At 57.9% G+C, this 12365-nt stretch carries 10 protein-coding genes; 6 read left to right on the forward strand and 4 right to left on the reverse strand.

Features of this window, described 5'->3' with window-relative positions:
* Nucleotides 1-88 precede the first annotated feature (88 nt).
* The 5 genes from K6T36_RS18245 (at nucleotide 89) to K6T36_RS18265 (ending at nucleotide 6439) form a co-directional block, all read left to right on the forward strand.
* The gene (locus K6T36_RS18245; protein ID WP_134671644.1) at nucleotides 89-376 is read left to right on the forward strand and encodes a cupredoxin domain-containing protein; all 288 of its coding nucleotides are present in this window, start codon (nucleotides 89-91) and stop codon (nucleotides 374-376) included.
* 93 nt (nucleotides 377-469) lie between these two features.
* Entirely contained in the window at nucleotides 470-1822 is a 1353-nt protein-coding gene (locus tag K6T36_RS18250; protein ID WP_134671645.1) for an MmgE/PrpD family protein, read from the forward strand.
* Between the two features lie 135 nt (nucleotides 1823-1957).
* On the forward strand, nucleotides 1958-2791 hold the full coding sequence (locus K6T36_RS18255; RefSeq protein WP_134671646.1) for a phosphosulfolactate synthase: 834 nt from the start codon (nucleotides 1958-1960) through the stop codon (nucleotides 2789-2791).
* A 265-nt stretch (nucleotides 2792-3056) separates the two neighbouring features.
* Nucleotides 3057-4058, forward strand: coding sequence for a potassium channel family protein (locus K6T36_RS18260; protein ID WP_134671647.1), 1002 nt, complete (start codon nucleotides 3057-3059; stop codon nucleotides 4056-4058).
* Nucleotides 4059-4423: 365 nt separating this feature from the next.
* Nucleotides 4424-6439 (forward strand): copper-translocating P-type ATPase, encoded by a 2016-nt coding sequence (locus K6T36_RS18265; RefSeq protein WP_134671677.1) that lies wholly within the window; start codon nucleotides 4424-4426, stop codon nucleotides 6437-6439.
* A 321-nt stretch (nucleotides 6440-6760) separates the two neighbouring features.
* Here K6T36_RS18265 and K6T36_RS18270 read toward each other — a convergent pair whose 3' ends face one another.
* Both K6T36_RS18270 and K6T36_RS18275 read right to left on the reverse strand, forming a co-directional pair.
* The gene (locus K6T36_RS18270) at nucleotides 6761-7648 is read right to left on the reverse strand and encodes a DUF8172 family protein (RefSeq protein ID WP_134671648.1); all 888 of its coding nucleotides are present in this window, start codon (nucleotides 7646-7648) and stop codon (nucleotides 6761-6763) included.
* Nucleotides 7649-7716: 68 nt separating this feature from the next.
* Entirely contained in the window at nucleotides 7717-8013 is a 297-nt protein-coding gene (locus K6T36_RS18275; RefSeq protein WP_004594579.1) for a PadR family transcriptional regulator, read from the reverse strand.
* Nucleotides 8014-8375: 362 nt separating this feature from the next.
* Here K6T36_RS18275 and K6T36_RS18280 point away from each other — a divergent pair, with 362 nt between their 5' ends.
* Nucleotides 8376-10748, forward strand: coding sequence for a heavy metal translocating P-type ATPase (locus K6T36_RS18280; protein ID WP_004594578.1), 2373 nt, complete (start codon nucleotides 8376-8378; stop codon nucleotides 10746-10748).
* A 63-nt stretch (nucleotides 10749-10811) separates the two neighbouring features.
* On the opposite strand, the gene K6T36_RS18285 is transcribed toward K6T36_RS18280, so the two are convergent.
* A complete protein-coding gene (locus K6T36_RS18285) occupies nucleotides 10812-10994 on the reverse strand; it encodes a hypothetical protein (RefSeq protein ID WP_225935282.1) in 183 nt (60 codons plus the stop codon).
* Between the two features lie 54 nt (nucleotides 10995-11048).
* A complete protein-coding gene (locus K6T36_RS18290) occupies nucleotides 11049-12260 on the reverse strand; it encodes a hypothetical protein (RefSeq protein WP_011222425.1) in 1212 nt (403 codons plus the stop codon).
* Nucleotides 12261-12365 lie beyond the last annotated feature (105 nt).

Here is a 12365-nt window from a genome sequence, read left to right on the forward strand (position 1 = left end):
AGCCACGACGTATGGCATCCTATAGCACGACCGCGGCGTCAATAAACCTGAGGACCGTCTCTCCTGTATGGGGCGAGCAACTGTTGAAATGAAGGACGAGGCGTTCGATCCAGTTCGGAAGTTGGTAGCACCGGGGACGACGGTCATCTGGAGAAACACTGGGTCAGCCGACCACGTCGTTGATAGTGTACAGTTTCACGATACCGCAGACCAGTGGCAGTTCCGCACGCAAACCCTTCGATCCGGGGATAGCGTCGTCTACGCATTTGATCAAGAAGGGATCTACGAGTACTACTGCGGCCTCCAGGGAGAGGAGATGTGCGGGGTGATTCTCGTCGGCGATGTCTCACTCTCCAATTCACTTCCCTGTGAATGACGAAGAGAGTGGTACGCAGTTTGCTACCCTAAGTCCCCTTATAGATGAACCCTGGGCAAAGGAAGTTTCCCGCGAGCAACCGTACCTAGAGATATGACGACGACCGAAGAGCTTGCCAAGTTTGTTCAAGAGGTCTCCGCTGAGGGACTCTCCGAGGACACACGGGAGGAACTGAAAAAGCGCGTACTCGACTCGGTCGGGATCGGGATTAATGCACTTGGGGCAGATCCGGTGGAGGTCGTCCACCAGACGGTCCAGCGAGCTAATGCTGGCGACGACTGTACGCTCTGGGGACGTGACGAGACCGCATCGGCGGTTGGAGCCGCGATGCACAATACTGCGCTGACGCGCTATCTCGACTTCATGGACTCCTTTCTCGCGCCCGGCGAGACGCCCCACCCGAGCGACAACATCGGCGCGGTCGTCGCTGCTGCTGAGGCCGTCGATGCCTCTGGCGAGGAACTTCTAGAAGGAATCGGTGTCGCGTACGAGGTCCAAGGCGAACTCGCCTGGAATGCCCCAGTCCGTGACAAAGGTTGGGACCACGTGACCCACACGGTCATCTCGGCGACCTGCGGCGTCGCGAAGGTACTTGATCTCGACGTCGAGACTACCAGAGACGCCATCGGCATCGCCGGAACCGCCCATAACGCCCTCCGCGTAACCCGCACCGGCGGCATCAACGAGTGGAAGGGCATCGCCTCGTCCAATGCCGCCCGGAACGCCGTCTACGCGGCCCTATTGGCCAGTGACGGGATGGAGGGGCCCAAGAACCTCTTTGAAGGGCAGAAGGGCTGGAAGCAGACTATCAGCGGTGAGTTCGAGGTCGACCTCGATCCAGGCTGCACGCGCGTTCACGACGTCATGACGAAGCGATACGTCGCTGAAACGTACGCCCAGTCTGCCGTTGAAGGCGTTATCGAACTGGCGGAGCAAGAGAATCTCGATGGGAGTGACGTGGAACTCATTGATTTAGAAACGTTCGCCGGCGCGAAGCTCATAATCGGTGGCGGCGAGGGTGATCGCCACACCGTCGAGACGAAGGCCCAGGCCGATCACTCACTCCCGTATATGCTGGCAGCAGCACTCCTCGACCGGGAGATGGGGAACGCCCAGTACGAGCCAGAACGTATTACTCGAGATGATGTCCAGTACCTTCTCCGGCACGTCACCGTCGAGGAGGACGAGGCATTTACCGAGCGGTTTGAATCCGGGGAGATGCCCGCTCGCGTAACCGTCGAACTTGAGGATGGCACTACTCACGTGGTCGAGAAGGACGCCTTCCAAGGCCATCCAACGAAGTCGATGAGCTGGGATCAGGTCGAAACGAAATTCCACGATACGGCCGGCACTCGACTCGACGAGGATCGCCGAGACAAGATCATTGCAACAATTAAAGACTTAGAGTCGACAACCGTCTCCAATCTCGTCACCCTGCTGGCATAGGGTGCGTGGCATTACTCACTAATATAGCATGATTAGTTTTCCTTGGTCTACGGCAGATCCCGCCCCTCAAGCATAGATCGAACTGGTTGCTGCCCCACTCACTAAGGACTCAGAGACCGAAGCCACAATCGAATTATGGTAGACCGTACGTTCGAGTTCCTACACCACAACGAGCGCGAGGAGAAGCCCAGAGAGAAGGGAATCACGGAGATCCGTGGGCCATATTATGACCCAATGGGCCCGCGCGAGCTGCGCGACCTCTTAGAGACGATGGGGCAGTACGTCGACATCTACAAGTTCAGCGGTGGATCGTTCGCGCTGATGCCCGAGGAGGCGGTGACGGAGCTGATCGACGTTTGCCACGAGTTCGACGTCAAGGTGTCCACGGGCGGTTACGTCGAGAACGTCCTGATCCGGGACAACGACAAGGTCGAGCGGTACTTCGAGGAGGCCGAACGGCTCGGCTTCGACATCGTCGAGCTCTCTAGTGGTTTCCTGGCTATCGGGACCGACGATATGGTGCGGATGACGGAGATCGTCGCGGAGGACTACGAGATCGACCCGAAGCCCGAGATCAACGTCCAGTTCGGCGCTGGCGGCGCGACGGACCCGGATGTCCTCGAGGAACAGGGCCAGCAGGACCCCGAGCAGGCCATCGAGGAGGGCAAGCGCCACCTCGAAGCGGGCGCTGACCTCCTAATGGTTGAAGCGGAAGGCATCACCGAGGAGGTTAACGAGTGGCGGACTGACGTGGCCTACCAGATCGCCAACGGGCTCGGCATCGAAAACCTCGTCTTCGAGGCGCCCGGTCCGGAGATGTTTGAGTGGTACATCAAGAACTTCGGCCCAGAGATTAACCTGTTCGTCGATAACTCCCAGATTGTTGAATTGGAATGTATGCGCTCTGGCCTTTGGGGCAAGGCGACGACGTGGGGCCGGACTGTCACCTGGAAGGGTGATGAAGAGTAACTAGACTAAGAATCGTATTACCGGTTCTTAGGGAACTTTCCCGCTGGGAAATGTATGAGATAACGTAACTAATTCCGTTGAGGCCCAGATACGATGAGTGATACACCTATGACAGAGACTGTGGAAGCACTGTTCTCCCAATGAGGAGACTACCATTGATGAACAACCAACTAATCACAGACCAAGGTGATTCAGGGATAGTCTCTCAGATAAGACCATTCCAGAAGCAAGACATCCCCCGATTCTACCCAATGGGTGGATAGGGATGGAACCAATACTTCTCATAGTCGGTATAATCCTGCTTGCCAGTGTTATCGTTGATCTCCTCTGGACGACACTCTGGGTTGAGGGAGGCGCCGGCCCGCTGACCTCCCTGTTGATGGCAAGGACATGGCAAGTGTTACGACGGGTTGGGGAGCGAAATTCACGAGTTCTCACTCTCTCGGGACCGATAATCCTCACTCTTGGCCTAGCGACGTGGATTACACTGCTCTGGGGTGGATGGGCGTTCATCTTTGCGAGTGGTGAGAGCTCAATTATCGATACCGTGAACCGAACCCCTGTTTCCTGGTCAGATTGGATCTATTTCTCTGGATACACAATCTTCACATTAGGAAACGGGGATTTCGCCCCACAGGAGGGTGTCTGGCAGATTATGACGACTCTCGCGACGGCGAGCGGGATGCTTTTTATCACACTCAGTGTTACGTATATTCTCAATGTTCTGAGTGCAGTCACGCAGAAACGATCTTTCGCCAATGGCGTAAGCGGACTTGGTGAACACAGTACCGAGATTCTACTTACGAGCTGGAACGGCGAGGAGTTTGAGGGACTCGAATTACCTCTTAATACTTTTACTTCCCAACTGAACACACTTACGTCGAATCACAAGGCGTACCCGATACTCCATTACTTCCACAGCAGACAAACCGGCCAATCACCGATTGTGAGTGTTGCCATCCTCGACGAGGCATTGTCAATGCTCCAGTTTGGGCTTTCCAAGCGGTCTCATCCAAGCGACACAATTCTCAAAAACGCCCGATCGAGTGTCGAGAGCTATCTAGAAACGCTCCGAGAAGCATACATCGAGCCTGCTGATCGTTCCCCACCGTCACCAAACCTTGATACACTCCGAGAAAAAGACCTTCCGACTGTCTCTGACGAGGAGTTTACTGCAGCACTTGCAGATACAGATAAGCGGCGACGAACCCTGCTCCGTCTCGTAGAATCTGACGAACGTGAATGGCCCTCCCAGGGAAATAAGTGATGGAGTGCTGTCGGTTTTGTATATTGACATAGCATAAAGAGGTAGTCTACCCAATGAGATCCGAATTGCCCACACACCCAACTCCCTGCAGGTTAAACTAGTACCTAAGAAGCCAATCTATGGACGACCACGATCACTCAAAGGACTCTGAGAAGTCGTCGGATCAACCACCTGCTGGCGGTAACCACCACGACCATAATCCTGAAAGTGATGCCGGCTCGGATGAGGAGGTCTCTCGGACCGAGCAGTCACTGCTTGAGGAGGAAGCCGAGGACGCAGATGAGGCCGAACAGGAACTACATGAACGTACCGAGCACCAAGTGGATCACGGAGATGAGGGACACGACCACGGCGACCACGGTGGAATGCACGAAGGGCACGAGCAGATGTTCCGTCGGCGCTTCTTCGTCTCGACACTCCTGTCGATTCCAGTCCTCTTGTACAGCGAAATGCTGCAAGAGTGGCTCGGGTTCTCTGTCCCAACGTTCCCAGGTAGCGAATGGATCAACCCCGTCTTCGCGGTCATCGTCTTCGCGTACGGTGGGATGCCGTTCCTCCAGATGGCGGTACCGGAGCTGAAAGATCGGTCGCCGGGGATGATGACGCTCATCTCGATGGCGATCACCGTCGCGTTCGTCTACAGCCTCGCGAGCGTGGTCTTCCCGACGCAGTCGGCGTTCTTCTGGGAACTCGTCACCCTGATCGACATTATGCTGCTGGGGCACTGGATCGAGATGCGGTCGGTGCGACGGGCCTCGAGTGCGGTCGACGAACTGGCGAAGCTGATGCCGGACACCGCCGAGCGGATTACCGACGGCGGCGACACTGAGGAGGTCCCGGTGAGTGAACTCTCCGAGGGCGACCTCGTACTCATCCGGCCGGGTGCGAGTGTCCCTGCTGACGGCGTCGTCGAAGAGGGAGACTCCGACGTCAACGAGTCCATGATCACGGGCGAATCGAAACCGGTCTCGAAAGACCCCGGCGACGAGGTCATCGGTGGGACGATCAACGGCGACGGCAGCCTCCGCGTGCGCGTCGGTGCGACGGGCGAGGAGACGACGCTCGCGGGAATCATGCGCCTCGTCGAGGAAGCCCAGCAGAGCAAATCCAAGACACAGGTACTGGCCGACAGAGCGGCAGGCTGGCTGTTCTACGTCGCCCTCGCGGCGGCAGTCGTGACAGCAATCGCGTGGACGCTCGCGGTCTCATTCGACGCAACGGTCATCGAGCGCGTCGTCACAGTGCTCGTCATCGCCTGCCCGCACGCACTCGGGCTCGCCATCCCCCTAGTGGTCGCAATCAACACGTCATTGGCGGCTCGCAACGGGATGCTGGTCCGGGACCGTATCGCGATGGAGGAGGCGCGGAACCTGGACGCCATCATCTTCGACAAGACGGGGACGCTCACCGAAGGCGAACACGGCGTCGTCGACATGGCGACCGTCGAGGGCGTGGAAGAAGACGACGCTCTCGCGCTGGCAGCAGCCGTCGAAAGCGACTCCGAACACATGATCGCGCGAGCCATACGCGAGGCCGCCGACGAGCAGGACCTCACCGCACCTGACGCGACCGACTTCGAGGCGATCAAAGGCCGAGGCGTCCGTGCGAACGTCGACGGAAATGAGGTGTACGTCGGCGGGCCAAACCTGTTAACCCAACTCGATAGCGAGATACCCGACCATCTCCGCCGCTTCGCTGACGAGGCGGGACAGAACGCTCAGACGGTGGTATACCTTGTTCGTGAAGGCGAGCTGATTGCCGCGTTCGCGATGGCTGACGTAATCCGTGAGGAGAGTTTCCGTGTCGTCGATACCCTCCACGATCTGGGCATCGAGGTGGCGATGTTGACTGGGGACTCCCAGGATGTCGCCAAAGCTGTCGCCGACGAACTGGGCATCGACACGGTGTTCGCGGAGGTCCTCCCCGAAGACAAGGACAAGAAAGTCCAGGAACTCCAGGACCAGGGGAAGCTCGTGGGGATGGTCGGCGACGGTGTGAACGACGCGCCGGCACTGACGCGGGCCGATGTCGGCATCGCGATCGGGAGCGGCACCGACGTCGCCGTCCAGTCGGCCGACGTCATCCTCGTTCAGAACAACCCGATGGACGTCGTTCGGCTCGTGAAACTCAGTAAGGCGAGCTACCGGAAGATGCAAGAGAACATCGTCTGGGCGGCCGGCTACAACGTGTTCGCGATTCCGCTCGCAGCAGGCGTCTTGGCACCGATCGGGATTCTGCTCTCCCCCGCTGTGGGTGCGCTCCTGATGTCGTTGAGTACGGTCATCGTCGCCATCAACGCTCAGCTGCTCCGCCGCGTGGACCTGTCCATCCCCGAGCTTCCAAGCGGGACACCAGCGACTGACGCACAACCTGCAGACTGAACCGCTCCCGATCGCTTCGGAGCTTCTTTCAATTGAGTTCGGTTGATGGACAGCAAATGGCGACACTGCGTAATTTCGGTGGGTATCGCTATGCGGTCACCGATTCCACAGTTTTCCCGAGGGGTACGTAGTTTGGTATACACAGACGCTTTCTCTGATGGGCTATATTGTTGCGCCAGCACTAGGTTTATACCGTTAGACGGACTTCTTTCCAATATGAGCCTCGAAGAGACGGTTGACTACCTCGCCGAGGAACTCGACCTCGAGCGAAGTGAACACGTCCGTGAGGTTGGTCAGTCGGTCGCCGAGCTTCGCGACTGATCAAAACATTTCTCTGAAGTCTCGTTCGACCAGTCCGTTCTCCAGATACGTGATGAACTCTTGTTTCGTTGGTCCTTGACGGTCAAGTAGATCGTCCCGTCCTGCTCGTTCGAGAACTGCCTGCGCGAAGTCCGTACAGTGAGATTCGTGCTGCCCAGCATACTCTGTGAGGGCTTCTCGCCAGTGCATATCCAGCTCGAACTCGGCTAATCGGATTTGGATCCCATCTTTCCGTTCGACGAGGTCGACGTCCAGCTCTTCGAGTTGCTTGAAACGGAGGTTGTTTCGGCGGACAGTAATGAGCCGCTTGGAATCGACGATGTAGGGATCGACCCACTCTCGCCAGGTATCGTCGTCGACGTGTGTTCGTGGCATCTCAAAATCCGGGTCCACACTCTCAATACAGAACTGCAGCATCGCGATGCCAGTTCGATGATTCGCATTCGGGAGGGAATGTCGGAGAATCAAATTCGACATCACCTCTCCAGCGACGGTCGGAAGTGGTGCTCCCCAGGAGACGTGATCGAGTGCCTGCTGGATCTTTTGCGGTTCGAACTCCTTGTAGAGCCGGAACTCATCCTCATCTCGAACATCGACCGCGGCTTCGAGCAACTCTACTAATCGGAATGCGACAACCTGCCCAGCACGGGGGAGGTCACGAATACGATCGCTCAGCCATTCCTGATCAAAGTCGATATCTTGCGCTGATTCGATCTCTGAATCGCCTTCATAGAGCACATAGACCGGAGCTTCGAAGGGGTACCCGATGAGCTTTGTCGACTCGTCGGATTGCTCTTGCTGAGACCGGATCTCTGCTACCGATGCCGAGCTATATTTGAGTGAGAAATTCTCGGCCTGTGGGTGATGATAGAAGACGAGCCGAGCCATCTCAATGCGTATTCGTGGGAAGTGGGTAAAGCAGTCCCGCTTTGATATTGAGTTCTACTCGCCTGGTTCTACGACGTAGTGGGTGCGTTCACGTCCTCTAAATACTGGCTTTCCCACTCACGTCGCGCCTCGATCTCCCGCACTCCGCGTTGTGTGACCGTGTACACGTTCGTCCGTTTGTCGAGTTCACCTTTCTCCAGGAGGCCTTTGCCGACGAGGTCGTCGAGGTTTGGATAGAGCCGCCCATGATTGATCTCTTGTTCGTAGTAGTCGTCGAGTTCGGCCTTTACTGCGAGCCCGTGTGGTTCCTCGAGCCCGGCGATAACGTACAAGACGTCCCGCTGGAACCCGGTTAGATCGTGCATCCGTCTGCTCCCTATTTTTGAGGGATGGCATATGTTCTCTCTGGTACTCAGAAGCAGAGCTTCGGATCGAGGATATCTACCAGTACACTCGTCTCCAAACAGCGCTTAATACCCATGCCTCTGTATCACCGGTAATGGCGCTTCGGCCGAGGTCGCCGTTGAGGTTCCATGGCTGTGCTCGGTCAGCTGTCAGCCGGTGGTAATCAATTGTGTCTTCATCTCAATCCTCATCTTCCACGTGCGCGCTTTGTGGTAGGGCTGTCCCTGACGATAGAGTCGTGGGTGAGAACGACACCGTCTTCTGCTGTGATGGATGTCGAAACGTCCATCGAGTACTCGGTGGCGATGGAGTCCACAGTCGGATGGACCCGACAGACGACCCCATGCGCGAGTCCGGTGCTGGGGCGGGCGAACGCGATGCGGATACCCCTCGATTAGGGTCTGAGGAACGAGCTTTCTTTCAGGTCGACGGGATGCACTGTGCGACGTGTGAAGCATTTCTTGAATCAGTCGCCGAGGACTGCGAGGGTGTTGTAGACGTGGCAGCAAGCTACGTCACCGAGACGGTTCGTATCACATACGACCCTGATCGCGTCTCGAAGGAAACTCTCTGTGATACCCTGAGTACACTCGGCTATTCGGCAACCCTCCGTGCTGGAGGGAGCGATGACACACCGACTATAATCGGACAGTCGCGCCGGTCGGACGAGCCGAATGAACGAGGGATTGACGAGGTGCTGGGATTCCGTTACGCTGCTGGCGTCATTTTCGGGACGTTCATGCTCCTCCCATATGCGGTCCTCCTCTATCCGGCGCAGCTCTCGTCGTTCTTTGGTGAGGGGACGCTCGATATGTACGCGAGTACGTCCGGGATCGGCGGTGGAGATGGCCTGTTGATCCTCCCGCTCTTTCTCGTTCTGACGGGTGTCGTCCTCGTGTTTACCGGCCTGCCGCTGTTACAGGGTGCGTATGTCAGTCTGAAGATGCGACAGCCGAATACGGACTTTCTCGTCGCGATCACCGTGGTGAGCGCCTACGTGTACAGCACGATTGCCTTTCTCCTCGGTCGACTCGACGTTTTCTACGACCTCACGATCGTGGTTGCCGCGAGTGTGGTGGCCGCCATCTTCTACGAATCACTGAGCAAGCAGCGAGCGATGGATCGCCTGACGAATCTCACTATCTCCCACGTCACCGAAGCCAGGCGGTATGGCGCCGATGGGACGACGATGGTCGACGTACACAGTCTGGAACCCGGGGAACGGGTTCTCGTCCGTGAGGGCGAACGCATCCCAGTCGATGGTGTTCTCGCTGAGAGTGAGTGCACGGTCGATGAAGCGATCGTGACGGGCGAGTCGCTCCCGGTATCGAAACAAGCTGGGGACGAGGTCGTCGGCGGGGCGGTCGTCACAAATGGGGCTGCTGTCCTCACGGTGAGCGATGGGACAACCAGTAGTATCGATCGCCTCGTCACCTCTGTCTGGAATCTCCAGAGTGGGGATCACGGTGTCCAGCGGCAGGCCGATAAGCTCGCGTCAGTCATCATCCCGGTCGTCGTCGGTGGGGCGGTACTCGCTGGATTGGGGTCGCTTCTGGTGGGGACTGGTATTCCCGTCGCCGTCCTGACGGCGCTGGTAGTTCTCTTAGTGGGATGTCCGTGGGCACTTGGCCTGGCAACCCCGCTCTCGGTGGCAACCAGTATCGAACAAGCGGTAGAGCGGGGCATCGTCATCTTCGACGAGACAGTCTTCGAGCGCCTTCGGAACGTCGACGTCGTCGTCTTCGACAAAACAGGGACTCTCACGACCGGCCAGATGGATGTCCTCGAGGTGGATGCACCGTCGGATCTCCTTGAAACCGTCGCGGCCCTCGAACAGCGAGCATCCCACCCAGCGGCCGACGCAATCGTGAATACGTTTGCACAAAGGAATCAGGAGGGCGATCGCTCAAGAGCCGATGGGGGGGTTGCCGATGGCAGTGACCACGAGTACGCAGCGGACATCACCGAATTCACGAGCCACGCGACCGGCGTCGAAGGAGTCGTCGAGGACACGCGCGTTCTCGTCGGGAATCTCGATCTCTTCGCGGAACTTGGGTGGTCGGTGAGCGAGCAGATCGAGACGCGTGCCGCAGAGGCACGAACGGCCGGTCACCTTCCGGTCGTCGTCGGTCGTGACGGTCATGCAGAGGGCGTCGTCGTCGTGGGGGACGAACCACGGGCAGGTTGGGATGACACACTCACGCAGCTGAATGACCGTGATATCGAGATCGTTGTTCTGACCGGTGATGACGAGGCTGCTACTGACTTTCTCGACAGTCATCCTGCCGTCGATCACGTGTTTGCGGGGGTCCCGCCGGCAGGCAAGACCGCGACGATCCGGCGGTTACAGTCCCGGGGACAGGTTACAATGGTTGGTGATGGAACGAACGATGCACCGGCTCTTGCGACCGCAGACCTGGGAATCTCGCTCGGTGGTGGAACGGCACTCGCGTCCGATGCCGCGGATATTTCTATCGTCGATGATGACCTCGCGGCGGTGGAGACGACGTTCGATCTCGCAGATGCAGCTCGTCGGCGTGTCAAACAGAACAACGGGCTAGCGCTGCTCTATAATGGGGTCACGATGCCACTCGCAGCGACGGGGTTGCTGAATCCGGTGTTCGCGATGGGTGCGGTCGTGGCGACCGGCGGTCTCCTCGCAGCGAATTCGTTTCGAGACCTGCTTCACGAGTAGCGGCACCAACCCAGCGAAGCGGCAGATACCTGCTGTAACCGGGTGAAGACGATTCCTATCGCTTCATTCGAGCAATTCAAAGGCACCGAGCCCCGCGTACCCGACCGCAAAGCCCGCAACGATGATGCCTCCGGAGAGGACTTGGTAGAACGGCGTCGACGGGAGGAAGCCGGTTGCGAAGGTGCCGACAACGATCAGTACCGCTGCCAGTTCCAAAAACACGTACTGACGACGTTTTCCCCTCATATATTGAGGCATTTGTCCCCCTAGGTACCGTGAGATCACAGTAGATACCTTACCTCAGTCCGCCGGGATGATGGCAGCCGATTGATCGGGCTGTCGGGCTGCTTGGACCGAGTAGATTAGGCTCCCCGTGAAGAGGACGAAGCTTCCAACGATGAATACTGCACTGAGCGGCGAGGCCGAATCGACGAACACCCAGTAGAGAGGGGCGGCAATCGATGGCCCGGCAGCAAGTACCGCGATCTTCGCGACGAGTGGCCCACAGCATCCACAGGTACACGTCCCGACGATTGCAGCGCTTCCGGCGGTCCCTTCGGTCATGCCGGCTCGTTCCTCGACGCGCCAGTGACGGGCGATGAGAGCGGCGTTTAACCCGATGAGTGCGCTTAGCATCCCGACGACGATGACCTGGCCGGGTGACAGGGCTAGGAAGAACGGGATATGTATGAACGGGAGATGCGGAATCGCGATTTCGAGCGTCGGCCACGATACTAGCTGATAGATTGCGGGTAGAACGACGACCGTCACCTCTTCGGGGAAGCCCTCCTCGGGGAAAAACGAGAGGTATCCTGTTATAGAGACGAAAAAGAGTGCTAACACGACACCGACGCCGATGCCGAAGCGACGCGCAACCGGATCACGCATGACTGCGCGAATGACACTCCCTGCGTCCTTCCAGACAACGTAGCCGACTAGAATTGGTGTTCCGAGGACGATTGCGTACCCAAGTGGGTGTGTATCACTTGCCAGTCCAGGAATGAGGTAGGGGTACGAGATCCACAATCCCATGAGGATGCCGAGGAACGTGTATCGTGGGCGGGATGGCCAGCGGAGCCACCCAACGATGAAGCTCGCGACCATGATGCCCAAGCCACTCAGTAGGGCCAACGGCTGATACCACGACCGGGGGAACGGCATCGAACTCGCAGTATATGTCGGATCTGGGGAGAGCCCTTCGAAGAGAATTGCTCCGAGTGCCGTGATGGAGATCCCGACAAATACGCCGTAAAGGGCGGTTGTTGAGGTGATGCGATCGGTCCGTTTGAGAAGGATGAAGCCGCCGAGAATAACGGCACCAACGAAAGCAAGAAGTACACCGTGTCCTTGCGAGAGTCCACCGCTTCCGGTTGTACCGTGGGCGGACGCGACGGGAACCTGAGTGAGCGTAACAATTGCGGCAAGAAGTACAGAGAGTGGCCGAACAGACCCGATTCGAGTGGTCTGTCCACGGGAGGGATCTCCACGTGGGTGACGCTCTTCCGGTGACATTATTCTGTCTTGGACAGAGAGGCACTTCTACCTGACTGATTTACCTCTGATATCCTGGGCTTGACTGTCGTTAGATCCTGCTGGCTGTGGAAATATCCCCCTCCG

This window comes from Halobaculum roseum, from assembly GCF_019880245.1.
GTDB classification, from domain to species: domain Archaea; phylum Halobacteriota; class Halobacteria; order Halobacteriales; family Haloferacaceae; genus Halobaculum; species Halobaculum roseum.

Bases quoted from the DNA above. Each gene is read 5' to 3' on its own strand.
- K6T36_RS18245 (WP_134671644.1), top strand. From the start codon at position 89: ATGAAGGACGAGGCGTTCGATCCAGTTCGGAAGTTGGTAGCACCGGGG.
- K6T36_RS18250 (WP_134671645.1), top strand. From the start codon at position 470: ATGACGACGACCGAAGAGCTTGCCAAGTTTGTTCAAGAGGTCTCCGCT.
- K6T36_RS18255 (WP_134671646.1), top strand. From the start codon at position 1,958: ATGGTAGACCGTACGTTCGAGTTCCTACACCACAACGAGCGCGAGGAG.
- K6T36_RS18260 (WP_134671647.1), top strand. From the start codon at position 3,057: ATGGAACCAATACTTCTCATAGTCGGTATAATCCTGCTTGCCAGTGTT.
- K6T36_RS18265 (WP_134671677.1), top strand. From the start codon at position 4,424: ATGCACGAAGGGCACGAGCAGATGTTCCGTCGGCGCTTCTTCGTCTCG.
- K6T36_RS18270 (WP_134671648.1), bottom strand. From the start codon at position 7,648: ATGGCTCGGCTCGTCTTCTATCATCACCCACAGGCCGAGAATTTCTCA.
- K6T36_RS18275 (WP_004594579.1), bottom strand. From the start codon at position 8,013: ATGCACGATCTAACCGGGTTCCAGCGGGACGTCTTGTACGTTATCGCC.
- K6T36_RS18280 (WP_004594578.1), top strand. From the start codon at position 8,376: ATGGACCCGACAGACGACCCCATGCGCGAGTCCGGTGCTGGGGCGGGC.
- K6T36_RS18285 (WP_225935282.1), bottom strand. From the start codon at position 10,994: ATGAGGGGAAAACGTCGTCAGTACGTGTTTTTGGAACTGGCAGCGGTA.
- K6T36_RS18290 (WP_011222425.1), bottom strand. From the start codon at position 12,260: ATGTCACCGGAAGAGCGTCACCCACGTGGAGATCCCTCCCGTGGACAG.